The sequence below is a fragment of the Streptomyces sp. NPDC048142 genome, assembly GCF_043202835.1.
In the GTDB taxonomy this organism is placed as follows: Bacteria; Actinomycetota; Actinomycetes; order Streptomycetales; family Streptomycetaceae; genus Streptomyces.
In genome coordinates this window covers 20,772-46,380 of the sequence record NZ_JBIDBC010000011.1, presented here as the reverse complement: position 1 = coordinate 46,380, position 25,609 = coordinate 20,772, and the positions used below count along the sequence as shown (strand labels likewise).

Sequence of the window (25,609 nt, the reverse complement as noted above, 5' to 3'; positions counted from 1 at the left end):
CTGTCAGCGGGCGGTGAACCCGCCGTCCACGGTGACCACACTGCCGGTCACCTGCCGGGACTCGTCCGAGGCCAGCCAGAGCACCGCGTCCGCCACATCGCCCGGCTCCACCAGCGCGTTCATCGGCTGGTCCCGGACGAAGGCCGTCTCGTGCCCGGCGACCGGCACCTCCAGCGTGCGGGCGATCTCCGCCAGCATCCGGCCCTCCATCGCCTCGTCGTCCCGCACCGAGCCCGGACACACCGCGTTGACCCGGACCTTGCGGGGCGCGTAGTCCAGGGCCACCGCCCTGGTCAGGCCGATCAGCCCGTGCTTGGCCGCGACGTACCCCGCGAAGTGCCGGTAGCCCACAAGTCCCGCCGTCGAGGCGATGTTGACGATCGAGCCGGACCCCTGAGCGACCATCCGGCCGCCCACCGCACGGATCGCCCGCCAGGCGCCGCCCAGGTCCACATCGATCATCAACTGCCACTCGGCCTCGGTGATCTCGTGCGCCGGGCGGCCCGAAGGAGCCGCGATCCCCGCGTTGTTGACCAGCACGTCGATCCGCCCGAAGCGCTCCTCGGCCGCCTCCGCCACCGACTCCAGCGCCGCCAGGTCCCGGACGTCGGCCTGCCGGGTCAGCACGGCGGACCCCGCCTCGCGGCAGAGGAGCCCGGTGTGCGCGAGCTGCGAGGCCGAACCGAGCGGATACGGCACCCCGGGCAGCTCGCCCGCCACGTCCAGCAGCACCAGGTCCGCACCCTCACGGGCGAAGGCCAGCGCACAGGCCCGGCCGAGACCGCGCGCCGCCCCGGTGATCAGCGCCGTCCGCCCCGTGAGCCGGCCCACGCCACCCGCGAGTCGGTCCACGCCACCCGCGAGCCGGGCCCCGCCGACGGCCGCCGGACCCGCCCCGCCGCCCGTCACCGGCCCCTCGCCGCGCGCACCTCGGCGGCCACCAGCTCCAGCAGTGCCTCCGGCCGCTCGGTGAGGTACATATGCCCGCCGGCCGGCTCCGCCACCGTCAGCCTGCCCGTCGTCGCCCGGCCCCACTCGGCCGCCTCCGCCGCCCCGACCAGGGTGTCCTCCCGCCCCCGGACGGATATGACGGGCACGCCCAGGGGCCGGTCCGTGGACGGGACGTACGTCTCGTGGAGCCGGACGTCCGCCCGGAGCGTCGGCAGCAGCAGCTCCCGCATCTCCGGGTTCGCCAGGGCGGGGTGGTCGTACCCGGCGAACGCCCGGACCCGGGCGGCGAACTCCTCGTCCGGCAGCCCGTCCGCCCGGTCCGTGCGCGGCGTCCAGGGGCCGGGCGCACCGCTGACGACGAGCGCGTCCAGCCGGACCGCCCCGCCCGACCGCTCGATCCGGTGCGCCAGTTCGTACGCGAGCACCGCTCCCATGCTGTGCCCGAACAGCATGACCGGGCCGCCGCCGCCCCCGCTCCCTCCGCCGAGAGCCGCCGTCACCTGCGCGTACGCGTCGTCGACGGCCGGGGCCGCCGAGGTGTGGGCGGGCTCGGGGAACCGCTTCTCGCGGCCCGGCAGGGACACCGGGAGGATCCGCAGACCCTCCGGCGCCGCCTTCTGCCAGGGCGTGAAGAAGGAGGGGCCCGCCCCGGCGAAGGGCAGGCAGATGAGGACGGTGTCTTCGTCGGCCACGGTCGTTCCTGTTCTCTTCTTTTCTTCCGGATGCCCTGCCCGTCGGTGAGACCGGGCGGGTCGGTCAGTCCCCGACCATGATCGTGGTGAGGATGGCGGCGAGATAGCCCGGGTCGCGTACCCCGCACAGCTCGCGCGCCGAGTGCATCGACAGGCCCGGCACCCCGACGTCCACCGTGGTGACGCCGAGGCGGGCCGCCGTGAGCGGGCCGATCGACGTACCGCAGGGCATCGCGTTGTTGGAGACGAACGGCTGCCAGGGGGCCCCGGCCCGCTCGGCGGCCGCCGTGAACACCGCGATGCCGGTGGAGTCGGTGGCGTACCGCTGGTTGACGTTCACCTTGACCGTCGGGCCGCCGTTGGGGAGCGGGCGGTGGTCGGGGTCGTGCCGCTCCGCGTAGTTGGGGTGCACCGCGTGCGCCATGTCGGCGGAGACGCAGAACGCGCCCGCCAGCGCCCGCGACCAGTCCTCGTCGCTGCCGCCCCGTGCCGACACCGACCGCGACAGGACCCGCTCCAGCAACGGGCTCTGCGCACCCGTCTCGGAACCGCTGCCGACCTCCTCGTGGTCGAAAGCGGCCAGCACCGGTACGAAGAAGGGCTGCGTGGCCCCCGTCGCCGCGTCCACCAGCGCGGTCACCCCGGCATGCACCGAGACCTGGTTGTCCAGCCGGGGCGCCACCACGAACTCCCGGTCCACGCCCAGGTATCCGGGCGGCTGGATGTCGTGCAGCATCAGGTCCCAGCCCAGCACGTCCGCCGGGTCCTCCCCGGCGGCCGCCGCGACCCGGCGCAGCAGCTCGCCCTCCCGCGGGTCGCCGAGCGCCCAGATCGGCGCGATGTGCCGCTGCCGGTCCAGCGCCACGCCCTCGTTCACCGAACGGTCCAGGTGAATGGCCAACTGGGGGACCCGCAAAAGGGGTTCGTCGATCTGGAAGAGCCGGCTGCGCGGGTCGCCGCCGGAGCCGCGCAGCGCGAGCCGGCCGGAGATGCCCAGGTCCCGGTCGAGCCAGGTGTTCAGCGGGACCCCGCCGTAGATCTCGACCCCGATCTGCCGCCAGCCCGAAGTCCCGCTGTCCGGCGCGGGTTTGATCCGCAGGTTCGGGGAGTCGGTGTGGGTGCCGACGATCCGGAACGGGGTGTGGGCGGGCGCGCCCTCGGGGACGTACCAGGCGATCAGCGCACCGGCCCGGCTGACGAAGCAGCCGCCGGTCGCCCCCGTCCAGTCGTCCGTGCCGCGCAGTTCGCGGAACCCGGCCTTCTCCAGACGCTGGGCCGCACTGGCCACCACGTGGTAGGGGGAGGGGCTGGCGGCGATGAAGGAGAGCAGGTCGTCGGTGTGGCTGCGGTGGGGGGCCGGAGTCATACGGCGTCCGCCTTTCCGGTGTTCGGCAGTGACTGGGAGGGTGACGGTCCGCCGGGCTGGTCGGGCCCGGCGCTGGCGTCCCCGGCAGGGCCTCCGGAGCCTTGGCCCGAAAGTCCCTGCGAGGGGCGTCCCCCGAGGAGTTCCCGCACCGGCCGGTCGGGCCGGGCGCAGAACTCCGCGAGCAGGTCGGTGTACGACGAGAGAAGGTCGTGGGCGGTCGTGTGGTCCCACAGGTCGGTGGAGAATTCCAGGAACGTTCGATAACCCTTCGCGGGGTCCCGGCGCGGCGCAAGCCCGAAGCACAACTCGCTGCGGGAAAGAGGCGGTGCCAGATCGGCCACCTCGACCCGGAGCCCGGGGATCTCGATGTCCGTGTCGACGGAGTTCTGGAACGCCAGCACGTGCGGCACCCGGTCGGGGACGCTGACAGCGCCCGCGTCCCGCATCGCCCGCATGATGCGCGCGGTGGGCAGCACATGCGCCATGGCGCCGAGCGCACCCGCGCCCGTACGGACCGCGAGCTCCGCGCAGGTCTCGTCAAGATTGGCTGGATCCAGTCGTACGCGGACCATCACCGCGGTGGACGTCATCGCCACGAGCGACTCCGAAGCGGTGCCCTCACGGTTGGCGTACGGCACGCTCAACAAGGTGTCCGGCTCCCCCGAAAGCCGGGTCAGGAACACCCCGAGAGCCGCCGCCACCACCGCGAACGGGGTGGTGTGCCGGTCGGCCGCCAGCTTCTCCGCCGCCGCCCGCACCGCGCCCGTGGCGACCCCGCGCACCGTGTCCCCGTGCCCGCTCAGCTTCTGCGGACGCGGCCGGTCCGTCGGTACGGGGACGGCGGACGGCACCCCGTCGAGGTAGTGGGCGCAGAACGCGGCCCGCTCCGCCTCGGCGTCGGGATCGTGGTGCTCCCGCTGCCACCGGGCGTACCCGGGCGCCTGCATCGCCGGATCGGGCAGGCCGTGCGGGACGCCCGCGGCGGCCGCCGTGTACAGCGCCGCGATCTCCGCGAGCAGGACCGAAAGCGACCAGCCGTCGGCGCAGACGTGGTGCACGACGAACATCAGCTCCCAGCGGTCCTCCTCGACCCGCAGCAGCCGCACCCGGGGCCGCAGGGACCGCCCCAGCTCGAAGGGGGTCGCCGCGTCCGCCCGGCACAGGGCGTCCGCCCGGGGGCGCCGCTCACCGGCCGGCAGCCCGGTCAGATCCTCCACCGGCAACGCCACCGGCTCCGCCGCCAGCACCTCCTGCCACCACGGCCCGTCCGGCGCGCCCTCCTGAACGAACCGGGTCCGCAGCGCGTCGTGCCGGGCGATCACCTCGGACACGGCGGAGCGCAGGGCCGACGGATCCAGCGCCCCGGTGAACGTGATCCGCGTCGGCACGTTCCACACGGCGGGGTCGGGCACGACGTGATGCCCGGCGATCATCCGGGCCTGCTGGTCGCTGACGGGGGCGCGGTCGACGACGACGAAGGCCGCGACATCCGTCGCCGGGTCCACGGGTGCTTCCGCCGCCGGGCCGCCCGCCAGCTGCTCGGTCATGGCCCGCAGGGTGGCGTCGGCGAAGAAGTCCGCCAGCGGGTAGTCGACGCCGAGCGTGTCCCGGACCCGGTTCACGAGGCGGATCGCGGCGATCGAATTGCCGCCCAGGTCGAAGAAGTTGCGGTCGGCGGGGAAGCCGCGCAGGCCGAGGACGGACTCCCAGACCTCGCGGAGTCGTGCGGCGGTGTCCACTGCGGGTCCCCCGGCGGTGGACACCGCGGGTCCTCCGGCGGGTCCCCCGGCGGCGCCTCCGTCGGGAGCGGGCATCGCCGCGTCCTGGGCGGCCGTCACGGTGTCCGGCGCGGCCGTGCTCTCCGCGCCCGGATCCGTCTTCGTGTCGGCCTGCTCGTCCAGTTGCGCGGGATGGTCCTCGGCCGTCATCGCGTCGACCTGCTCGTCCAGCTCCGCGAGATACCCCGCGGCCGTCGCCGCGTCGAACAGGTCCGCGTCGTAGCGCAGCCGCAGCCGCAGGCTCCCGTCCTGACCGTGGGTGGCCATCAGCGCCAGCTCCAGCGGCGCCGACTCCGTCCCGGCCGCCACCTCCTGCGCGCGCAGTCCTGGCAGGTCGATTCCGGCCAGCGCCGCGCGGTCCAGATCGACCGAAACCGTCACCAGCGGGCGCGGATTCCCCGGGTCCGGGTGGACGGCGGCCAGCAGCGCGTCCAGGTCCACCCCACGGTGCTCGTCCGCCGCGAACAGCGCCCGGCCGGTCGCCCGTACGGCCTCCGCCGGCGACGTCGCGTCCGTGGCGGACAGCGGCAACGGCAGCAGCGCCACATGGAAGCCGACCGTGTCCGCCGCCTCCGGCCGCCGCCGCCCGAACGTCGTGCCCAGCAGGAACGCGTCCTGCCCCGACCGCCGCCGCAGCACCAGCTGCCAGGCCGTGCACAGGGTGGCGAACAGGGTCACGCCCTGCTGCCCGCTCCACTCCCGCAGCCCCTCCGCCCGCCTCCGGCCCACGGTCCGGGCCACCGCCCCGCCGCGCCCCGCCACCCGGCGGCCACGCGGCCGGTCCGTCGGCAGGGCCAGCACCGGCGGCCGGTCGCCCAGCCGCTCGCGCCACCAGTCCAGGTCACCCGCGTCGCACGCGGGCTCGGGAGCCCCGACGGTCGTCCCGGCGGGACGCTCGAAGACCGGCGGGCGTCCGGCGCGGGCCGCCGTGTACAGCTCCCGGAGGTCCCCGGCGAGCAGGGCGGCCGAGTGCGCGTCCGTGATGATGTGGTGCATACCGAGGACCAGGACGTGATCGTCCTCGGCCAGCCGGAGCAGCCGGGGCGTGAACAGCGGTCCCCCGGCCAGGTCGTAGGCCCGGCCGCTCTCCTCGGAGAGCAGCGCCCCGATCGCCTGTTCGGTGTCCTGCCCTCCGGCGTCGGTGACCGTCAACGGGATCCGGAGCCCTTCCCGGACGGACTGCACCACCTCGGTCCCGTGATCGCCGCCCGTCCGGGTCCGGAACACCGTCCGGAGCCCCGCGTGCCGCTCGACCAGCCCGTCGACCGCCGCCCGCAGCGCCGTCACGTCCAGCGGCCCGCGCAGCCGTACGGCCTGCGTCTCGTTGTACGCCGCCGGGTTCCCGATCAACTGCGCGGCCAGCCATAGCCGCCGCTGCGCCGGGGTGGCGGGCGCGACGACGTCCTGATGCGGGGCGTCCCGATCCCGGGTGTCCTGCCCCCGGGCGTCCTGATGCGAGGCGTCCCGCTCCCCGGTGTCCTGGCCCCGGGCCTCCCGCTCCTGCGTCCGGCGGCGCAGCAGGTCCAGGCGCTCCAGCCCCGACCGCAGCCGCTCCCGGTCCATCCCGAAGTCCACCAGCGCGGCGATCTCGTCCACGCCCGCGCCGTGCAGCGCGTCGACGAACGGGGCGACGCTTTCCGGCGTACCGATCAGGGCCCGCTGGTCGCAGTAGCGGTCGTAGGCCCGGCGGAACAGATAGTCCAGGTCCTCGTCGCTCGCCGCCGCCACGTCCTCGCGCCGCTGCCCCGCCGCGGTGGCCGCCGAGCGCATCAGCAGCGAGGACCGCAGATACCGCACCATCGGCTCCCGCGCCTCGGCCCGCGCGGTGGCGTGGTCGTCGCCGAGATACGTGTGCACCAGCACCGTCACCCGCCCGGCCGCCGGGTCGAGCCCGCACGCCGCACGCGTACGCCGGTAGTACGCGACGTTCGCGGCCAGCTCCTCCACCGTCTGGCCCATCAGGTTGGTGACGACACCCAGCCCGCGCCGGGCCGCCTCCTCGTACGACGCGCGCTGTCCGGAGGTGGCCAGGAAGAACGGCGGCTCCTCCTGCACCGGGCGCGGCCGGATCCGGATCTCCGCCTCCGCGCCCTCGCCCGTGCGCCGCCGCACCGCCTCCCCGCGCCACAGCCGGCGCACCTCGTCCAGGTGGTCGAAGGCGATCCGCCGCCGGTCCGCGAACCGGTCCGGGTGCAGGGCGAAGTCCCGGGCGTGCCAGCCGGTGGCGCAGCCGATGCCGACCCGGCCGCCGGAGAGGTTGTCGACCACCGACCACTCCTCGGCGACCCGCACCGGATCGTGCAGCGGCAGGACGACCGAGCCCGCGTTGATCCGGACGCGCCGGGTCTCCCGGGCCATGGCGGAGGCGAGTACGGAGGGGTTCGGGAAGATCCCGCCGAAGGAGTCGAAGTGCCGCTCGGGCAGCCAGACGGAGGAGAAGCCGTGCTCGTCGGCGAAGCGCGCGGCCTCGAAGACGGTGTCGTACGCCTGCGGAGTGCCGGTTCCCGTGCCGGTGCCGGTCCCGGTCCCCGCGTCAGTCCCCGTGTTGGTTCCGGTGCCGGGCTCGGTGGTCTCCGGGTAGTCACCGAAGAAGTAGAGGCCAAAGTCGGGTGCGGGGCGCGGGACTTCGGCCCGTCGCACAGCGGACGGGCGGGCGGAGCGGGGGAAGAACCCGCCGTCGCGCAGCTCGCGCAACGAGCCCTCCACCGCCTCCGCGACCCGGTTCACGTCCTCCTCCGTGTGGGCGGTGGAGAGGTAGAAGCTGCGCCACTCCCATACGTACACACCGCGCAGTTGGAGGTGGTGGTAGAGCAACTCCAGGTCGGCGCGGTGCCTGAACCGGAACATCGACCCGAAGTGGGCCAGCTCCAGGGGGAATTCCTCGTCGCGGAAGAAGGTGTTGAGCCGGTCGGCGAGTGCCTGGGTGCGGGCGTTCAGTCCGCTCTGGAGCCCGGGGCCCCGCTCGGTGAGGTGGGTGAGCACCGCGCGGGCCGCCGCCATCGACAGCGGGTGCTGCATGTACGTGCCGCCGATGAACGTGGTCTCGCGCGAGGGCCCGCCGGGCTCCCCGTACCGCCAGAACCCGCCGTCCACCCCGTCGAGCAGATCCGCCCGCCCCGCCACCGCGCCGATCGGGAAGCCGGCCCCGAGCGCCTTGCCGTACGTGGCGAGGTCCGGCGCCACCCCGAAGTGCTCCTGCGCGCCGCGCGGGTGGGGGCGGAGTCCGGTCAGCATCTCGTCGAAGAGCAGCACGATGCCGCGGCGCGCGGTGAGTTCGCGCAGCGAGCGTACGAACTCCACTGGCCGCAGGCCCGGGTTGCGGCACTGCACGGGCTCGACGAGCACGGCGGCGATCGTGTCCCCGAGGGCGCCGATCGTCTCCAGCGCCTCATCGCTCCCGTACTCCAGCACGATCAGCTCCGCCACCGCGCTGGCCGGGATGCCCCGCGCCACGGGCACGGCATGCTGACCGGGACCGCCGGGGCGGCCGAGGACGGAGTCGATGTGCCCGTGGTACGAGCCCCGGAACATGACCACCTTGTCGCGCCCGGTCGCGGCGCGCGCCAGCCGGATGGCCGCGGAGTTCGCCTCCGTACCGGACGAGGCGAAGGCGACCCGCTCCATGCCGGTCAGCGAGGCGAGCAGGGCGGCGGCCTCCCCGGTGTCGGGGGACCGGGGGCCGAAGCGCAGCCCGTCGGAGAGATGGCGGCGCACGGCCTCGGTGACGGGCTCCGCCTCATGGCCGAGGAGCAGGGCGCCGAAGCCCATGGTGATGTCGGTGTACGCGTTGCCGTCCACGTCGGTGAGGCGGGAGCCGTGCGCGGAGCGGGCCGCGACCGGGTAGAGCATCTCCTTGGTGGCGTTCCGGAACCCCACGACGGCCCGGCTGTCGGCGAGCACCGAACGGTGCTGCTGGGCCAGCTCCTTGGAGGTACGGGTCCGCTCGGTGAAGCGCCGGACCAGGGAGGCGGTGTGGGCCCGCTGGGCCTCGTCGGCCCCCGGCCCGGCCATCCCGCCCGCCGCGTCGACGACGAGACGGGGGCCGTGCGCGGTCGTCCCGGCGGCGGGGCCCGAGCCTTCCGCCGGGCTGTGACCGCGGGCCGCCGCGAGCTGGTCGGTGAGCCTGCGGGACAGCTCCGCCGCTCGGGCCACGGCGTCGGCGGACGCACGCGTGGTCGCGCTCATCGGGTCTGCGCCCCGGTACGGGCGGTCAGCAGCGCGACGGCATCGGAGAGCTGGGTGAGCATCGCGGCCTGGATCTCGGCCAGTTGCCGTATCTGTTCGGACAGGGCGGCGACCTCGGCCCGGGTGGCGGCCTCGGACAGGGCGGCGACCTCGGCCCGGGTGGCGTACGCGGCCTCGTCGTCGGCGGAGGCGGGCGTGGGGGCGGCGGTCGCGGGCTCGTCGACGACGGACTCGGGCGCGGGCGGGGGCTCGGGTGCGTGGGCGGGCGCCGGCTCCACGGATATCGCGGGAGCCCTCCGCCCGGCTATCAGCGCGGCCGTCAGCCGGGGCGTGCCCGCGTCCTCCAGGATCTCCCGCATGCTGATCGCCGCGCCGAACTCGGCCTCCAACTGCCGCACCATCCCGATGAGCTGGAGCGAGTCCGCGCCGAGGCCGACGAAGGTGCGGTCGGCCGCGACCTCGTCGGGCCGGTACCCGAGATGGCGCGCGGTCAGCTCCAGCACCCTGTCCAGTACGGCCTGTTCGGTCATGCGGTCCTCCGTGGAGCGTGGGGATGGGTGAGCGGCCCTGCCGTGCGGGGCGGGCAACTCCGTGAGCGGTGTGAGCGGGGTGGCCGGCACCGGGGGTGTGTACGCGGCCGGACCCTTCCAGTGGGAGCGGCGCTGGAAGGGGTACGTGGGCAGCCGGACGCGCCGGCCGCCGCAGCCGTCGAGCAGCGCGGCCCAGTCCACCCCGGCCCCGGCGCAGTGCAGCGCGGCCACCGCACGCTCCCACTGCCGCGTGGGTACGCAGACCGCGTCCGGCAGCGACCGGCGGACCATCCCCGTCAGCACGGCCGACGGCCCCAGCTCCAGCAGCAGCGGGGATCCGGCCTGCGGGGATCCGTTCGGCGGCGAACCGTCCTGAGCCGAACCGGCCTGCGGCGAACCGTTCTGAGGGGCCCCGGCCAGCCGGTCCAGGACGGCGGCGAAGTCGGCCGTGCGGCGGGCCTGCGCGACCAGGTACGCGGCGTCCGGCCGCCACCCCGCGGGCCGGACCGTACCGTCGATGCCGTCGACGAACTCCGTGTGCAGCGGCTGCGGTTCGGCCTTGTCGGCCAGCACCCGGAACTCCTCCAGCGCCGGTTCGAGCAGCGCCGTGTGGAACGCCCGGTCCACCGCCAGCACCTCGTACGCCTCCCCCCGCGCCGCCAGCAGGACCCGTGCCGCCTCCACCGCCTCCGGAGGCCCGCCCAGCACATGGTGGGCCGCACCGTTGACCACGGCGAGCTCCAGCCCGGGTACGGCGGCCAGCAGCTCCCGCACCCGGGGCCGGGGCACGAACGCGGAGACCATCGCGCCCGGGTCCGCCCGCTCCTGCATCAGCCGCCCGCGCCCGCACACCAGCCGCATCGCGTCCTCGGTGTCCAGCGCTCCGGCCACGCACAGCGCCGCGTACGCGCCGACGCTGTGCCCGGCGACGCGGGCCGGGGTGATCCCGAGCCGCTCCCACAGCCGGGCCTGGGCGACCTGGAGGGCGAACAGGGCGGGCTGCGCGAAGTCGGTGTCCCAGCGCGCGGGGCCCTGCCCGGCGACGATCCGGTCCAGGAAGTCGTCCCGGCCCGTCTCCTGCGCGTACACCCCGGCGCAGGTCTCCAGCACCTCGGCCACCACCGGGAAGCGCGCGGCGAGTTCCGCGCCCATGCCCGGATGCCCGCCGCCCTGGCCGCTGAACAGGAACACCGGCCGCCTCGCGGCACCGACGACCCCGGTCGTGTACGCCTCGCCCGCCGGCGCCCCGGACAGGAACGCGTCGAGTCCGGCCACCGGGTCCGCGGCCGTGACGACCAGCCGGTGCGGCAGGAGCCGCCGCCCGAGCGCGGTGGTGGTCAGCAGATCGGCGCGGGAGGGGACGGAGCAGGCCCCGCCCGCCGGATGGTCCCGCTCGCCCGCCAGGTGGTCCCGCAGGGAGACGGCGTACGCCCGCAGCGCGTCCCCGTCCGCGGCCGAGAGCGGCAGCAACGTGGGCGCGGAGGTCTTCGCGGGTGCGGGGAGCACGGTCTCCGGCGCCTGTTCGAGGATCACATGAGCGTTCGTACCGCCCATGCCGATGGCGTGCACACCGGCTCGCCGCACTCCCGCCAGCGGCCAGGCCCGCTCCCGTACCGGCAGCAGGAACGGGCTGTCGTCCAGCGCCAGTGCCGGGTTGGGCCGCGAGTGGTTCACCAGAGGCGGGACCACCCCGTGGCGCAGCACCTCGACGGCCTTGATCAGCCCCGCGAGCCCCGCCGCGCTGTCCAGGTGGCCGATGGCCGGCTTCGTCGAGCCGAGCGCGCAGAACCCGGTCCGGGCGGTGTGCGCGCGGAACGCCTCGGTCAGGGCGGCGAACTCGATCGGGTCGCCCTTCAGCGTGCCCGTGCCGTGCGCCTCCACATAGCCGATCGACGCCGCGTCCACCTCCGCCGCACGCAGCGCCCCGAGCACCGCGTCCCGCTGCCCGGCGACCCCGGGGGCGGCGAACCCCCCTTTGCCCGAGCCGTCGTTGGTGACCGCTGAGCCCAGGATCACCGCGTGCACGGTGTCGCCGTCGGCCAGCGCCCGTCGCAGCGGCTTGAGGAGGACGGCGGCGGCCCCGTTCCCCCCGACCGTGCCGTCCGCGGCCGCGTCGAACGCCCGGACCGTGCCGGTGGGGGAGAGCGTGGAACCCTTCACCGGGACCTGACCGGTGACCTGCGGCAGATGCAGGGCGGCGGAGCCCACCAGCATCAGGTCCGCGTCGCCGGCGCGCAGCGCCTGGCAGGCCAGGTGCACCGAGACCAGAGCGCTGGAACAGGCCGTGGAGACGGTCAGCGCCGGACCCGTCAGGCCGAGCCGGAACGCGGCCCGGGTGGCGGTGAAGTCGCCGTAGTTGCCGACCTGCACCTGCTTGGCGGTCATCCAGTCGCCCGAGCCGGCCTCCGCCGCCAGGTTCGCCGCCAGATAGCTGTGCAGCGAGTACAGACGATAGCCGGAACTGCCGTACACCCCGATCCGTACGGAGCCGCCGTCGCCGCCCGCGTAACCGCCCCCGCCGTCCGCGTGACGGTCCTCGCCGCCCGCGTAACCCCCGTCCTCCAGGGCGTGGAAGCAGCACTCCAGGAACAGCCGCTGCTGCGGATCGGTGAGTTCCGCCTCCCGCCCGCTCATCCCGAAGAATCCGGCGTCGAAGCCGTCCACGTCCGCCAGGAGAGCGCTCGCCCCGCCGAACCCCGGCTGCTCGTACGCCGCCGCCGGGACCCCGGCCGCGGCGAACTCGGCGCGGGTGAACCGGCGTACACGGCTCACGCCCGTCCGGATGTCGCGCCAGTACGCCTCGGGGGTGTCAGCCCCGGGAAACCTCAGCGCCGTCCCGATCACCGCGATCCGGTCGTCCCTCAACGGCTTCTTCCTTTCGCAGCCCCGTACGCCCCGTACGCCCCGCCCGCCCCCGTCCTGCCACCCTCAGCAGGAACACCACGGCGACGACGATGGCGGCGCCGTGGGACCAGCCCACCACGGCCAGCGGGGAGAACCGGTCGAGGGCCGCCGCCACAAGGATCATGCCGACGCCGAAACCGAGGTTCTCGAAAGTGGCCGAAAGACCGAAGGCGTGACCGCGCAAGGTGGCCGGAAGTGTCTGGAGATGCGAGGTGTACGCGACCTCGGTGAGGCCGTCCGCGGCCCCCGCGATCAGCGCGATCACCGCCGTCACGGCCAGCGGGAAACCGGCGAACGCCGCGATGAACGCCGCCGACATCACCACCGTGCCGTAGCCGAATCCGAGCGCCCCCACCGAGCGTCCGGTGCGCTGCGCGTACCGCTGGATCACCTGCTGGGCCCCGATGTTGCCGAGCGCCCACACACACCAGAACGCACTGACGAACACCGCGGGATTCGATGCGTCCAGCGAGGTGGAATAGATCGGCAGCGCCGCGTTGTGGGACGAGGAACCGAACGCGTCGACCCCGCGCAGGGCCACCATCAGGCCCAGGCCGGGTGCGGCGGCGAGCGCGAGGAAGGCCACGGGCCTCCACCGCCTCCCGCTCTTCCCTCCGTTCGCGGCCGGGGAGGCGTCCTGCCGCGCGGAGCCGTCCTTCGCGCCCTCGGAGCCCTTGGGGGCCGGGCTGCCCGCCCCCTTGCCGCCCGCGATCGGCAGCAGGGCCACCGTCACCGCGCAGACCACGAACGTCGTCATGTCGAGCAGGAACGCGGCGGTGTACCCGACGAAGGACACCACCACACCCGCCGAGGCGAACCCCGCCACCATGGCGAGCGAACGGCCGGTGATCGAGAGGGAGTTCGCCCAGGACCTGCGGTCCTCCCCGACCATCTCCGGGATCGAGCTGCGCAACGCCACCATGAACAGCGTCCCGCATGCCCCGATCACCACCGATACGGCCATCAGCGCCCCGGTCAGCAGACCGTCCGGCGCCAGGACGAGCACCAGCATCACGGCGCCCTGGCCGACATTCGCCCACAGCATGATGCTTTTCGCGCTGAAACGGGCGAGCAGACCGCCCACGACCAGACCGGCGACGAATCCGGAGGCGAGCCGCACCGCCATGAACAGCCCCATGGCCAGCGCCCGGCCCGTCGTCTCGTAGACGAAGAGATTGAGCGCCACCATATTCAGGAATGTGCCGTAGGAAGACACCGCGTATCCGGCGACGAGGAATCGGAAACGGCGCTCGGAGACCGCGGTGTCCCGAGCCTTCCGGGCACCGCCGTCCGCCTCGCCCGCCTTCGGCCCGTCCGCGTCGTCGATTCCAGATGTCACCGGGACATACTCGTCGAGCACGGGTGCCGGGCGGGGTGCTCCCGATTGCACAAAGGTAATCTGCATCCTTGTGAAGGACGATCAATCCCCCTCACCGGTATGTGATTGCCGTGAATCACCCTCGGACCGGTCGATACCGGAACAACCCTGCGAGGCGGCGCTCGCGGCCTATCGCCGTGCGCTGACGGAGGGCAGCCTCCCGGCCGGCACGGCGCCCCGCTGCCTGCGGTCCCTGCACCTGATGGTGGCCGACCGGAAATCGCCCGGCCACCTCATCCCCGTACCGCCGGAGACCGCCTCGTTCGCCGCCCTCGCCCCGATCGAGGCGGCGATCGTCGAGCAGCGCCGCACCCTGCGCTCCGCCCGCTCCACCCTCGCCGCCTTCGAGGGCCTCTACGCCGAGATGCACCGGCAGGAACGTCCCGCCCTCACCCGGCTCTCCGGCGAGGCCGTCATCAGCAAGGCGCTGGACGCCGGGGTCAGGGGCTGCCGCGCCGAGGTCCGCACCGCCCACCCCGGCGGCGGACGCCCGGCCCACGTCCTGGAGGAGTCGCTCCCGCGCGATCTGGGCAACCTGCGCCGCGGGATCCGGCAGCGCACCCTCTACCAGCACACCGTCCGCTCGGACCGCACCACGCTCGCCTACATCGAGCAGGTGACCGCCGAGGGCGCCGAGATCAGGACCCTGGCCGAGGTCGTGGACCGGTTCATCGTCTTCGACCGGGACCTCGCCTTCATCCCGTTCTCCGACGAACCGCACAACGCCCTGCGCGTCCAGCACCCGTCCCTGGTCCGTTTCCTGGTCCGGCACTTCGACGAGGCGTGGTCCCGCGCGGTCCCGGTCCGCCCCGAACGCGCGCCGCTGCGCACCCCCGTCGTCACCTCCGACCTCCAGCGCGCCATCCTCCAGGCCGTCGTCAACGGCGAGACGGACGCCGCCATCGCCCGCCGCATCGGCATGAGCCGCCGCAGCGTCGCCGAGCACATGCGCAAGGTCTCCGAGCAGCTGGGCAGCAACAGCCGGGCGCAGCTGGGGTATCTGGTCGCGACATCGGGCCTGCTGGACGGCTGAGCACCTGCCTGGACGGCTGAGCACCGGCTTGGACAGCTGAGAACCGGCCTGGAACGGCCGGGACGCGGCCTGGACGGCTGGGAACGCGGGCTGGACGGCTGGGAACGCGGGCGAGGAGCGCTGAGACGTACGAGGAGGGCCTGTCCGCGCGGGGACAGGCCCTCCTCGTACGTCTACGGGCGTCTACGGGCGCGGGGTCAGCCGAGACCCGGCCCCCGCACCGGAATGCTGGTGAACGTCGGAGCCGGGGCGGGCTCGGTGAAGAAGTCGTTGCCCTTGTCGTCGACGACGATGAACGCGGGGAAGTCCTCGACCTCGATGCGCCAGACCGCCTCCATGCCGAGCTCCTCGTACTCGACGACCTCGACCTTCTTGATGCAGTCCTGCGCGAGCCGGGCCGCCGGGCCGCCGATCGAGCCGAGGTAGAAGCCGCCGTGCGCGTCGCAGGCGTCGGTGACCTGCTTGCTGCGGTTGCCCTTGGCGAGCATCACCTTCGAGCCGCCCGCCGCCTGGAACTGCTCCACATAGGAGTCCATCCGGCCGGCCGTCGTCGGGCCGAAGGAGCCGGAGGCGTACCCCTCGGGCGTCTTCGCCGGACCCGCGTAGTACACCGGGTGGTCCTTCAGGTACTGCGGCATCTCCTCGCCCGCGTCAAGGCGTTCCTTGATCTTGGCGTGGGCGATGTCACGGGCCACGACCAGCGGGCCGGTCAGCGACAGGCGGGTCTTGACCGGGTACTTGGTCAGCTCGGCCAGCACCTCGTCCATCGGCCGGTTCAGGTCGATCTCCACGACGTCCCCGCCGGCCTCGTCGAGGTGCTCGTCGGTGGTGTCGGGGAGGAAGCGCGCCGGGTCCTTCTCCAGCTGCTCCAGGAAGACACCCTCGGCGGTGATCTTCGCGGTGGCCTGGCGGTCCGCCGAGCAGGACACGGCGATGGCGACGGGCAGCGAGGCCCCGTGCCGGGGCAGGCGCACCACACGTACGTCGTGGCAGAAGTACTTGCCGCCGAACTGCGCGCCGATCCCGATCTTCTGCGTCAGCTCGAAGACCTTCTCCTCCAGCTCCTTGTCCCGGAAGCCGTGCCCGGTGGGGGAGCCCTCGGCGGGCAGCTCGTCCAGGTAGTGCGCGGAGGCGTACTTGGCGGTCTTCAGCGCGAACTCCGCCGACGTGCCGCCGACCACGATCGCCAGGTGGTACGGCGGGCAGGCCGCGGTCCCCAGCGAACGGATCTTCTCCTCCAGGAACTTCATCATGGAGGCCTCGTTCAGGACGGCCTTCGTCTCCTGGTACAGGAACGACTTGTTGGCCGAGCCGCCGCCCTTCGCCATGAAGAGGAACTTGTACGCGCCGCCGTCGGTGGCGTACAGCTCGATCTGGGCCGGGAGGTTGGAGCCGGTGTTCTTCTCGTCCCACATGGTCAGCGGGGCCATCTGCGAATAGCGCAGGTTGAGTTCGGTGTACGCGTCGTAGATCCCGTGCGACAGGGCCTCCTCGTCACCGCCCTCGGTCAGCACGTTCTGCCCGCGCTTGCCCATGACGATCGCCGTACCGGTGTCCTGGCACATCGGCAGGACGCCCGCGGCGGCGATGTTCGCGTTCTTCAGGAGGTCCAGCGCCACGAACTTGTCGTTGGAGGACGCCTCCGGGTCGTCGACGATCCGCCGCAGCTGCGCCAGGTGGGCCGGGCGCAGGTAGTGCGAGATGTCGTGCATCGCCTCGGCGGCCAGCGCGCGCAGCGCCGCCGGGTCGACCTTGAGGAACGTACGGCCGTCGGCCTCGAAGGTGGAGACACCCTCGGCGGTCACCAGACGGTACGGCGTGGTGTCCTCCCCCAGGGGGAGCAGATCGGAGTACGCAAACTCTGCCATGACGGCCATTCCTCACTCGGCGACAGCGGCTGGCCTCCCTCGGGCAGCGCATCCACCAGGGTAGAGCGCCGCCTTCCGGAGGATCCTGTGAGGTTAGGCTCACCTGGATGTTCCGCCGGGGGGCGGGGCTCGCGGGCCGGGGCACGCCGGTTGGAGGGGTAGTCGCGATCTATCGCGTTTGGGTACGCTGGTTCGGTGGACCTAGAGAAGCAGCCCCAGCAGCGTGTCGCGCCGGCCGTCCCGCCGCCCGCCGAAGTCCTGGACGCCGACGGCATCCGCGCCTCCGACGCCGACCGTGACCGGATCGCGGACATCCTGCGGGAGGCGATGGCCGAGGGCCGTCTGACGGCGGACGAGCACGCGGAGCGGATCGACCTGGTCTACCGGGCCAAGACCGTCGGCGAACTCCAGCCGCTGGTCCGGGACCTGCCCGCGTCCGCCCGCTCCACTGCCCCGCGCCAGGACCCGCAGCCGTACGCCTACGGCCCCGAAGCCCCGGACGGCCCTGCGGACAATCTCGTCGCGGTCTTCAGCAGCGCCACCCGCAAGGGGCGTTGGCGGGTCGGCGGCCGGACGAACGCCTTCGCGCTCTTCGGCAGCGTGGAGATCGATCTGACCGAAGCGCTTTTCGGCCAACGCTTCACCGTCATCAATGCGACGTCCATCTTCGGCAGCGTCGACATCCGGGTGCCGGAGAACATTTCCCTGCGCGGCAACGGTACGGGCGTCTTCGGCACCTTCGAGGTGCGGACGCTCGAATCGGCGGACCCGGAAGCGCCGGTCGTCGTGGTGAACGGCTATTCCGTGTTCGGGACCGTGGAAGCCAGGCCGAAGCGGGGCAAGTTCATCGCGGACCTTCAGCAGCGGCTGCGCAAACATCTCGGTCACTGAAACAGCCACGGAATACGGCAGGGCGGACGGCCTCCGGCAACCGGTAATCGGCCAGAATGCCGCGGGGGCGCATTACGGCGTGTCGCGCGCCGGTGCCACGCAGTGCATAGGCGTACGTACAGCGGGTAGGGAGTGCTGCATCGTCTCTCGCTCGCGAAGCCGTAGCCGTCGTCAGGAGTAGACCGTGCTGCAACCGCCGCATCAGCCTCTGCAGGTCGCCGCCGTTCCGGCCCAGCGGACCCCCGCTCGGGAGGACGATGCGGGCCCCTGGCATTCCGAGGCGGCCTGCCGCCGTGACGAGGCGGGCCTGTTCTTCGCCCCGTCGAAGGAACCGACCGCCGCCCGGCTGGCCCGCGAGGAGGCCGCCAAGCGGGTCTGCGCCCGGTGTCCGGTGATGGTGGAGTGCCGGGAGCACGCACTGATGCAGCCCGAGCCGTACGGGGTGTGGGGCGGGCTCACCGCAGCCGAGCGCCGGGTGGCGCTGGCGCGGCGACGACGGCGGGACATCGAGCTCACGGCCGCGACGACGGCCGAGCACATAGCAGCGGCGGGCTGACCGCACACGCACACACGCATGGGGAGCACGCACATGCGCGCATGCGGGGAGCATACGCACATGGGCATGGGCATGGGCATGAGGAAGGGGCGCGGGGAGCGATGATCCGCTCCCCGAGCCCCCGTCTCTTCTTCCTTCGTTTCTGGCTGCCGGCTACTTCGCGCGGTCGAAGTCGATGGCGCTGTAGGCGCGCAGCTTCGACAGCCGGTGGGTCGAGGAGATCGTCCGGATCGTGCCGGACTTCGAACGCATCACGATCGACTCGGTGGTCGCCTCCTCCGCGCGGTACCGCACACCGCGCATCAGCTCACCGTCGGTGATCCCCGTCGCCACGAAGAACACGTTGTCGCCGCTGACCAGGTCGTCGGTCGACAGCACCCGGTCCAGATCGTGGCCCGCGTCCAGCGCCCGCTGCCGCTCCGCCTCGTCCTTGGGCCAGAGCTTGCCCTGGATGACGCCGCCGAGGCACTTTATGGCGCACGCCGAGATGATGCCCTCGGGCGTCCCGCCGATGCCCATCAGCATGTCGATGCCGGTGCCCTCGCGGGCCGCCATGATCGAGCCCGCGACGTCGCCGTCGGAGATGAACTTGATCCGCGCGCCGGTCTCCCGGATCTCCCTGACGATGCCCTCGTGCCGGGGGCGGTCGAGGATGACGACGGTGACGTCCTCGGGCATGGAGTTCTTCGCCCGTGCCACGCGCCGGATGTTCACCGACACGGGCGCGTTGATGTCGACGAAGTCCGCCGCCTCGGGGCCCGTGACCAGCTTGTCCATGTAGAAGACCGCGGACGGGTCGAACATCGCACCGCGGTCGGCCGCCGCCAGCACGGCGATGGCGTTCGGCATGCCCTTGGCGTTGAGCGTGGTGCCGTCGATCGGGTCGACCGCGATGTCGACCTCGGCGCCGGTGCCGTCGCCGACCCGTTCGCCGTTGAACAGCATGGGGGCTTCGTCCTTCTCGCCCTCGCCGATGACGACGACGCCGTTCATCGAGACGGTCGAGACGAGGGTCCGCATGGCCTTCACGGCGGCGCCGTCGGCGCCGATCTTGTCGCCGCGGCCCACCCAGCGCCCGGCTGCCATGGCGGCGGCCTCGGTGACCCGGACCAACTCCAGGGCCAGGTTGCGGTCGGGGGCCTCCGGGGAGACCTCCAGTTGGGACGGCAGATGATGCTCGGACATCGGAGCGCACCTTTCTGTACGGCGACGACCGGATATGAGGGTGCTGTGACTCTATCGGTAGGTCGATAAAATGAGCAGGGCGGGTCACGCATGAGCACCCCTGGTGTCCCGGCCGTGACCGGCACCCTGCGGCCGGGCGTGGCGGGCCGCGTGCCACCATGGATCCCGTGGCAAGCAAGCGAGGCAAGCAGACAGTCCGGGACATGATCCTGTCGACCTTGGTGATCGCCGCCTGCGCGGGCGTCATCTACCTCTTCATCCCGAAGGACGAGCACGCCGATCCGCTCAAGGCGGTCGACTTCACCGTGGAACTGGCGACGGTGCGGACCGCCGCCCCCTACCCGGTGGCCGCTCCGGAGGGCCTGCCGGAGAAGTGGAAGGCGACCTCCGTCAGCTACGACGACGCCGCGGGCGACGCCTGGCACCTGGGCTTCCTCGATCCGGACCGCAGGTACGTCGCGGTCGAGCAGTCCACCGCCGCCGTGGGTACGTACGTCTCCGAGGTCAGCCGGAAGGCGAAGGACACCGGGCGGACCGAGACGGTGGCGGGCCGGGAGTGGCAGTACTGGGAGGGCGCGAAGTACAACGCGCTCGTCCTGCCGGGGGAGGGCCACACCACGGTGGTGACCGGCTCGGCGTCGAAGGAGAGCCTGGTCGAGATGGCCGCCGCGCTGAAGTCGACGCCGCCCGCGCCGCCGGCTTCCTGACGCGCGGCGCGCGACCGGCGGACCCGCTTACGCGAAGGGGCCCGGAACCCAAGCACGTGCTTGGGTTCCGGGCCCCTTCGCGTAAGCGGGAGCCGGCCGGAAGCCGCCTGCCCCGGCTCGGCTGCCCGCCTCGGCTCAGACGGTCGTGACGACCTCGTCGAAGGAGAGGCGCGGGCTGCGCGGGAACCAGGCGTCCTCGCCCGGCTTGCCGATGTTGACGACCATCAGCGGGGTGTGGTCGCCGTCCAGGAACTCCTTCTCGATGCCAGCGGCGTCGTAGCCGGTCATCGGGCCGGCGGCCAGGCCGGCGGCGCGGACGCCGATGATGAAGTAGGCGGCCTGAAGCGCGGCGTTGAGGCCGGCGGCCGACTCGCGGGCCGGGCGCTCCGAGAAGAACACGTCCTTGGCCTGCGGGAAGTGCGGGAACAGCGCCGGGAGCTCCTCGTGGAACTCGTTGTCGGCGGCCAGGATCGCGACCAGCGGGGCCGTGGCGGTCTTCGGGCGGTTGCCCTCGGCCATGTGCTGCACGAGGCGCTCGCGACCCTCGGCGGAGCGGACCAGGACGACGCGCAGCGGCGACTGGTTGAAGGCGGTCGGGCCGAACTTGACCAGGTCGTAGATCGCCTGGACCTGCTCGTCGGTCACCGGCTCGTCGGTGAAGGTGTTGGCGGTGCGGGCCTCGCGGAAGAGGAGGTCCTGGGCGGCGGGGTCGAGAACGAGGGACATCTGGTACAAACCTTCCGGGCGAACACGGTGGGACAGGTCCCGAACGTACGCCAGAAATAGGTTAACTTTCAACTAAAGCTGTTCGTGAGTGACCCTTTGCACAGCGCATCGGGTTCGTGCGGGGGTCCCGGCCGGTACGGGAAGGAACCTGCGGGCGCCGCTCGGTGACGGGCCCAGGGCCTCCGGGCGCCGCGCGGCGACAGGCCAAAGGCCCTCCGGGCGCCGCGCGGTGTGACGGGCCCAGGGCCTCCGGGCGCCAACGCCAACGGGCCCCCGCGGGTGCTGGCCGACTCGGCTCGGCTCTGGTGTCAGGCCCTGGCGTCCAGCCCTGGCCTTCAGCCCTCGTCGCCGTCCTGCGGGCGGGCCAGGGCCGCGTCCAGCCGGGCGCGGGCGCCCTCCAGCCAGTGCCGGCAGATCTTCGCCAGCTCCTCGCCCCGCTCCCACAGAGCCAGCGACTCCTCCAGCGTCGTGCCGCCCGCCTCCAGCCGGCGCACGACCTCGATCAGCTCGTCCCGCGCCTGCTCGTACCCGAGCGTGCTCGTGGCGGCAGCCACCGCCGCCGTCCCGTCGTCGTCCGTCATGCGATCCACCCTAGGTGTGTTGTTCGGGCTTGTTGTTCAGGTCATGCCGGGCTCGCGGGCCCCGGCACGCGCTCACGAAACCCTCGGCTTCGCCCGAGCGGGGGAGGCCCCACCAGCGCTGACTCGGTCCTCCGCCTCGCAGCTGCACGCACCGGACCCCGCTGCCGGCCCCGCGCCCCGGCCTCACCCGTCCACCCGCACCGTGAACTCGCCCTCCGACACCCGCGCCCGCAGCGGCTCGCCGGGAGCCCCGGCCTCGTCGGGGGAGCGCACCACATGGCCGTCGGGCCGCTGGAGCACCGCGTACCCCCGCTCCAGGGTCGCGGCGGGCGACAGCGAGACGACCCGGGCGCGTGTGTGCGACAGCTCCGAATCGGCCCGGTCCAGCAGATGGCCCAGCACCCGCCGGCTGCGCCCGAGCAGCGCGTCCACCTCGGCCTCGCGCTCGTCCACCAGCCGCTGGGGCCGCTCCATCGCGGGGCGGCCCAGCGCGTGCGCGAGCCCCCGCTCCTCACGGTCCAGCAGCCCCCGTACGGTCCGCAGCGCCCGGTCCCGCAACTGCTGCACCCGCTCCAGCTCCTCGCCGACGTCGGGGACGACCTTCTTGGCCGCGTCGGTGGGCGTGGAGGCACGCAGATCGGCGACCAGGTCCAGCAGCGGCGAGTCGGGCTCGTGACCGATCGCGGAGACCACCGGCGTACGGCAGGCGGCCACGGTCCGGATCAGCTGCTCGTCGGAGAACGGCAGCAGATCCTCGACGCTGCCGCCGCCCCGGGCCACCACGATCACGTCGACCTCGTCGAGCGCGTCCAGCTCCTCGACCGCCTGCACCACCTGGGCGACCGCGTTCACCCCCTGCACGGCGGTGTTGCGGACCTCGAAGCGCACGGCGGGCCAGCGACGGCGGGCGTTCTCCAGGACATCGCGCTCGGCGGCGGAGGCGCGCCCGCAGACCAGCCCGATGAGCTGCGGGAGAAAGGGCAGCGGCTTCTTGCGGTCCAGGGCGAAGAGCCCCTCGGCGGCGAGCGACTTCTTGAGCTGCTCCAGCCGTACGAGCAGCTCGCCGATCCCGACCGGCCGTATGTCCGTAGCCCGCAGCGACAGCTGCCCCCGGGGCGCGTACCACTCGGGCTTGGCCAGCACGACGACGCGCGCGCCCTCCGTCACCACATCGGCGATCCGGTCGAATACCTGCCGGAAACAGGTCACGCTCACCGAGACGTCGTGGGACGGGTCACGCAGCGTCAGGAAGACGACGCCGGCCCCCGGCCGCCGTGACAGCTGGGTGATCTGCCCCTCGACCCAGATGGCGCCGAGCCGGTCGATCCACCCGCCGATGAGCCGGGACACCTCACCGACGGGCAGTGGCGCTTCCGCGGACGTGTTGAGAGCCATACGGGCGAGCGTATCGGCAGCCACCGACAGACCCCCGCCCCCGCGCGCCGCCCGGACGACCCGGGACGACTCGGGGTGGCCCAGGACCGCCCGGGGGCACGCCCCCGGCTCACCGCGCGCGACCGTACGCCCCCCGGCTTACTGCGCGCGACCGTACGGACCCCGGAACTCACGCCTCCACGCCACCCCGTACGGACCCCGGAAACACCCCTCCACGCCACCCCGTACGGACCCGCCACCCCGTACGGACCCGGAAACTCACCCCTGCACACCGCCCCGGCGGCCCGTCCCCTGGACCACCAGCACCACGAGCCCCACCCCGAGCCAGCAGAGGCCCACCACCTGGGAGGACGTCGTCGCCTCCACGATGACCGCGACCAGCGCTCCCGCGCCGACCACCGGGACGAGGATGTGCCGCCACCACACCGGAGGCCCCGCCATCCGGCGTACGGCGAACCAGCCGACCACCGACGCGTGCAGCAGGATGAACGCCGTCAGGGCCCCGATGTCCACCACGGAGACCAGATGGTCGAGGCCGTCGTCGCGCCGGGCCGCCCACACGGCGGCCACCAGCGTCACGGCCGCCGCGCACAGGATCGCCACCCTCGGCACCCCCGACTTCGGGTCGACCTTCGAGAGGAACGGCGGCAGACGCCGTTCCCGGGCCATCGCGAAGACGAGCCGCCCGGCGGCGGCCTGCCCCGCCAGCGCGGCGAAGGCGGCGCCGATCGCCTTGCTGACCGCAACCAGATCGTGCAGCCAGGTTCCCACCGAGGCGTCCACCGCGTCGTAGAACGCCGACCCCTGCGCCGCAGGGTCGGCCGCCAGCTCCGCCGAGCTCACCGGCTCCAGCAGCGCCGCCAGGTACGACTGCGCGACGAACAGGACACCGGCCAGTACCAGGCAGAACAGCACCGCCCGCGCCACTTTCTGCGAGCCGCCCGTCACCTCCTCGGCGAACGAAGCGATGGCGTCGAATCCCAGATAGGAGAGCACGGCGATCGACACGGCCCCCAGCACCGCCGACATGGAGAATCCGGTGTCCCCCGTCAGCGGCGTCAGCCAGCCGCGCTGCGCCCCGTCCCGTACGAGGACGACCACGGCCGAGACGACGAAGACCAGCAGCACCGCGATCTCCATGGCCAGCACCGCGAAGCCGACCCGGGCGGCCGCCCGTACGCCCCACAGGTTGAGCAGAGTGGTCACGAGCACCGCGATCGCGGTCCATACCCACCGGGAGACCTCCGGGACCAGCGCGTTCATCGCGATCCCGGAGAAGAGGTAGGCGACGGCCGGGATCAGGAGGTAGTCGAGCATCGCCATCCACCCGGCGATGAACCCCGGCCCTTCCCCGAGCCCCTTGCGCGCATACGTGAAGACCGAACCGGCGAAGGGGGCGACCCGCACCATCTGGGCGTAACTGAAGGCGGTGAACGCCATCACCACGGTGGCCACGACGTAGACGAGCGCGACCGCGCCGCCGGACTTGGCGTCGAGGGTGCCGAACACGCCGACGGGTGCCATCGGAGCGATGAAGAGCAGCCCGTAGACCACCAGATCCCGGAACCCCAGCGTCCGCCGCAGCCTGCCCTGCTCCGCGCTACTGCCCGAACCCTTGCCCGAAGGATTGCCCGGACCGATCTCGGAACCATCGCCCGGACCGCTCCCCGAACCACTGCCCGAAGCCTTGCCCGAACCACTGCCCGGACCGCTCTCCGACACCGACACCATCACCCCTCCACCACCGTCCGTGACTCATCGCACGCGCACCGCGACCAGTCTCCCGACCCGGCCGTCCTCGCGCCTGTTCGGCACGGCCTTACGATGGGACGCATGACTGCTACGCCCAGCCCGTCACCCGCCGCCGCCCCGAGCGGAGGCGCTTCGCGCCGCAGTAACACCCGCCGTGTCCTGCTCGCCGCACCCCGTGGCTACTGCGCGGGCGTGGACCGTGCCGTGATCGCCGTCGAGAAGGCCCTGGAGCAGTACGGGGCCCCGATCTACGTCCGCCACGAGATCGTGCACAACAAGTACGTCGTGCAGACCCTGGAGAAGAAGGGTGCGATCTTCGTGGACGTCACCGCGGAGGTGCCCGAGGGCTCCATCGTGATGTTCTCCGCGCACGGAGTCGCGCCCACCGTCCACGCGGAGGCCGCCGAGCGCAGGCTCGCCACGATCGACGCGACCTGCCCGCTGGTCACCAAGGTCCACAAGGAAGCCGTCCGGTACGCCAAGGAGGACTACGACATCCTCCTGATCGGCCATGAGGGGCACGAGGAGGTCATCGGCACCTCCGGCGAGGCCCCCGACCACATCACCCTGGTCGACGGCCCCGAGGACGTCGCGAACGTCGAGGTCCGCGACGAGTCGAAGGTCGTCTGGCTCTCCCAGACCACCCTGTCCGTCGACGAGACGATGGAAACGGTCGACGCCATCAAGGCGAAGTTCCCCAACCTTCTCTCGCCGCCCAGCGACGACATCTGCTATGCCACGCAGAACCGTCAGATCGCGGTGAAGAAGCTCGCCGAGGACGCCGAGCTGGTCATCGTGGTCGGCTCCAAGAACTCCTCGAACTCCATTCGCATGGTCGAGGTCGCCCTGGACGCCGGAGCCCCCGCCGCCCATCTGGTCGACTTCGCGAGCGAGATCGACGAGGCCTGGCTGGAGGGCGTGACCACGGTCGGCCTGACCTCGGGCGCCTCCGTCCCCGACGTCCTGGTCGACGGCGTCCTGGAATGGCTCGGAGAGCGGGGTTACGCGGACGTGGAGACGGTGAAGACGGCCGACGAGTCGATCACCTTCTCCCTGCCCAAGGAACTGCGCCGCGACCTGCGCGCCGAGGCCGCCGCACTTTCCGCCGAGTAGCCGCGCAAGGGGCCCCGC

The 25,609-nt window shown here is 72.9% G+C and carries 17 protein-coding genes; 5 read left to right on the top strand and 12 right to left on the bottom strand.

Features of this window, described 5'->3' with window-relative positions; all coding sequences use genetic code 11:
* Positions 1 to 3: 3 nt before the first annotated feature.
* The 6 genes from ACGF2Y_RS16535 to ACGF2Y_RS16510 all read right to left on the bottom strand — a co-directional run bounded on the left by ACGF2Y_RS16535 (position 4) and on the right by ACGF2Y_RS16510 (position 13,595).
* Entirely contained in the window at positions 4 to 852 is an 849-nt protein-coding gene (locus tag ACGF2Y_RS16535; RefSeq protein WP_392947386.1) for a mycofactocin-coupled SDR family oxidoreductase, read from the bottom strand.
* 53 nt (positions 853 to 905) lie between these two features.
* Positions 906 to 1,643, bottom strand: coding sequence for a thioesterase II family protein (locus ACGF2Y_RS16530; RefSeq protein WP_392947383.1), 738 nt, complete (start codon positions 1,641 to 1,643; stop codon positions 906 to 908).
* Between the two features lie 64 nt (positions 1,644 to 1,707).
* Positions 1,708 to 3,009, bottom strand: coding sequence for a M18 family aminopeptidase (locus tag ACGF2Y_RS16525; RefSeq protein WP_392947380.1), 1,302 nt, complete (start codon positions 3,007 to 3,009; stop codon positions 1,708 to 1,710).
* Complete coding sequence (locus tag ACGF2Y_RS16520) at positions 3,006 to 8,972, bottom strand: MupA/Atu3671 family FMN-dependent luciferase-like monooxygenase (RefSeq protein WP_392947377.1); 5,967 nt, start codon at positions 8,970 to 8,972, stop codon at positions 3,006 to 3,008. Before ACGF2Y_RS16520 ends, ACGF2Y_RS16525 begins: the two co-directional genes overlap by 4 nt.
* Entirely contained in the window at positions 8,969 to 12,367 is a 3,399-nt protein-coding gene (locus ACGF2Y_RS16515; protein WP_392947375.1) for a type I polyketide synthase, read from the bottom strand. The genes ACGF2Y_RS16520 and ACGF2Y_RS16515 overlap by 4 nt, the downstream gene beginning before the upstream one ends.
* A complete protein-coding gene (locus ACGF2Y_RS16510; protein WP_392947755.1) occupies positions 12,312 to 13,595 on the bottom strand; it encodes an MFS transporter in 1,284 nt (427 codons plus the stop codon). Before ACGF2Y_RS16510 ends, ACGF2Y_RS16515 begins: the two co-directional genes overlap by 56 nt.
* 220 nt (positions 13,596 to 13,815) lie before the next feature.
* Here ACGF2Y_RS16510 and ACGF2Y_RS16505 point away from each other — a divergent pair, with 220 nt between their 5' ends.
* The gene (locus ACGF2Y_RS16505; protein ID WP_392947372.1) at positions 13,816 to 14,817 is read left to right on the top strand and encodes a LuxR C-terminal-related transcriptional regulator; all 1,002 of its coding nucleotides are present in this window, start codon (positions 13,816 to 13,818) and stop codon (positions 14,815 to 14,817) included.
* A gap of 197 nt (positions 14,818 to 15,014) precedes the next feature.
* Here ACGF2Y_RS16505 and ACGF2Y_RS16500 read toward each other — a convergent pair whose 3' ends face one another.
* Positions 15,015 to 16,685, bottom strand: coding sequence for a fumarate hydratase (locus tag ACGF2Y_RS16500; protein WP_392947370.1), 1,671 nt, complete (start codon positions 16,683 to 16,685; stop codon positions 15,015 to 15,017).
* A 195-nt stretch (positions 16,686 to 16,880) separates the two neighbouring features.
* On the opposite strand from ACGF2Y_RS16500, the gene ACGF2Y_RS16495 reads away from it, so the two are divergent.
* Together ACGF2Y_RS16495 and ACGF2Y_RS16490 are read left to right on the top strand one after the other, a co-directional pair.
* A complete protein-coding gene (locus ACGF2Y_RS16495) occupies positions 16,881 to 17,576 on the top strand; it encodes a DUF1707 domain-containing protein (protein ID WP_392947367.1) in 696 nt (231 codons plus the stop codon).
* Positions 17,577 to 17,760: 184 nt separating this feature from the next.
* Positions 17,761 to 18,132 carry a WhiB family transcriptional regulator gene (locus tag ACGF2Y_RS16490; RefSeq protein WP_096627193.1) on the top strand — a complete coding sequence of 124 codons (372 nt, stop codon included), beginning with the start codon at positions 17,761 to 17,763 and terminating at the stop codon, positions 18,130 to 18,132.
* Between the two features lie 153 nt (positions 18,133 to 18,285).
* On the opposite strand, the gene glpX is transcribed toward ACGF2Y_RS16490, so the two are convergent.
* Positions 18,286 to 19,317 (bottom strand): class II fructose-bisphosphatase, encoded by a 1,032-nt coding sequence (gene glpX / locus ACGF2Y_RS16485; protein WP_392947364.1) that lies wholly within the window; start codon positions 19,315 to 19,317, stop codon positions 18,286 to 18,288.
* A gap of 158 nt (positions 19,318 to 19,475) precedes the next feature.
* On the opposite strand from glpX, the gene ACGF2Y_RS16480 reads away from it, so the two are divergent.
* Positions 19,476 to 20,024: a DUF4245 domain-containing protein gene (locus ACGF2Y_RS16480; RefSeq protein WP_392947362.1), complete on the top strand. Its 549-nt coding sequence runs from the start codon at positions 19,476 to 19,478 to the stop codon at positions 20,022 to 20,024.
* Between the two features lie 135 nt (positions 20,025 to 20,159).
* On the opposite strand, the gene ACGF2Y_RS16475 is transcribed toward ACGF2Y_RS16480, so the two are convergent.
* From ACGF2Y_RS16475 to ACGF2Y_RS16460, 4 genes are all read right to left on the bottom strand, one after another.
* Positions 20,160 to 20,750 (bottom strand): malonic semialdehyde reductase, encoded by a 591-nt coding sequence (locus ACGF2Y_RS16475; RefSeq protein WP_392947360.1) that lies wholly within the window; start codon positions 20,748 to 20,750, stop codon positions 20,160 to 20,162.
* A gap of 335 nt (positions 20,751 to 21,085) precedes the next feature.
* The gene (locus ACGF2Y_RS16470; protein ID WP_392947357.1) at positions 21,086 to 21,331 is read right to left on the bottom strand and encodes an exodeoxyribonuclease VII small subunit; all 246 of its coding nucleotides are present in this window, start codon (positions 21,329 to 21,331) and stop codon (positions 21,086 to 21,088) included.
* Positions 21,332 to 21,514: 183 nt separating this feature from the next.
* Positions 21,515 to 22,726 (bottom strand): exodeoxyribonuclease VII large subunit, encoded by a 1,212-nt coding sequence (gene xseA / locus ACGF2Y_RS16465; protein ID WP_392947354.1) that lies wholly within the window; start codon positions 22,724 to 22,726, stop codon positions 21,515 to 21,517.
* Between the two features lie 258 nt (positions 22,727 to 22,984).
* Positions 22,985 to 24,457: an APC family permease gene (locus ACGF2Y_RS16460; protein WP_392947352.1), complete on the bottom strand. Its 1,473-nt coding sequence runs from the start codon at positions 24,455 to 24,457 to the stop codon at positions 22,985 to 22,987.
* Positions 24,458 to 24,550: 93 nt separating this feature from the next.
* Between ACGF2Y_RS16460 and ACGF2Y_RS16455 the strand changes: the two genes are divergently transcribed.
* Entirely contained in the window at positions 24,551 to 25,591 is a 1,041-nt protein-coding gene (locus ACGF2Y_RS16455) for a 4-hydroxy-3-methylbut-2-enyl diphosphate reductase (protein ID WP_392947349.1), read from the top strand.
* The last annotated feature ends 18 nt before the right edge of the window (positions 25,592 to 25,609 follow it).

What these genes read in the sequence shown, in the direction of transcription:
- ACGF2Y_RS16460 (WP_392947352.1), bottom strand. Translation starts at nt 24,457, where the DNA reads ATGGTGTCGGTGTCGGAGAGCGGTCCGGGCAGTGGTTCGGGCAAGGCT.
- ACGF2Y_RS16475 (WP_392947360.1), bottom strand. Translation starts at nt 20,750, where the DNA reads ATGTCCCTCGTTCTCGACCCCGCCGCCCAGGACCTCCTCTTCCGCGAG.
- ACGF2Y_RS16470 (WP_392947357.1), bottom strand. Translation starts at nt 21,331, where the DNA reads ATGACGGACGACGACGGGACGGCGGCGGTGGCTGCCGCCACGAGCACG.
- ACGF2Y_RS16520 (WP_392947377.1), bottom strand. Translation starts at nt 8,972, where the DNA reads ATGAGCGCGACCACGCGTGCGTCCGCCGACGCCGTGGCCCGAGCGGCG.
- ACGF2Y_RS16525 (WP_392947380.1), bottom strand. Translation starts at nt 3,009, where the DNA reads ATGACTCCGGCCCCCCACCGCAGCCACACCGACGACCTGCTCTCCTTC.
- glpX (WP_392947364.1), bottom strand. Translation starts at nt 19,317, where the DNA reads ATGTCCGAGCATCATCTGCCGTCCCAACTGGAGGTCTCCCCGGAGGCC.
- ACGF2Y_RS16500 (WP_392947370.1), bottom strand. Translation starts at nt 16,685, where the DNA reads ATGGCAGAGTTTGCGTACTCCGATCTGCTCCCCCTGGGGGAGGACACC.
- ACGF2Y_RS16455 (WP_392947349.1), top strand. Translation starts at nt 24,551, where the DNA reads ATGGGACGCATGACTGCTACGCCCAGCCCGTCACCCGCCGCCGCCCCG.
- xseA (WP_392947354.1), bottom strand. Translation starts at nt 22,726, where the DNA reads ATGGCTCTCAACACGTCCGCGGAAGCGCCACTGCCCGTCGGTGAGGTG.
- ACGF2Y_RS16480 (WP_392947362.1), top strand. Translation starts at nt 19,476, where the DNA reads ATGGATCCCGTGGCAAGCAAGCGAGGCAAGCAGACAGTCCGGGACATG.
- ACGF2Y_RS16510 (WP_392947755.1), bottom strand. Translation starts at nt 13,595, where the DNA reads ATGGTGGCGCTCAATCTCTTCGTCTACGAGACGACGGGCCGGGCGCTG.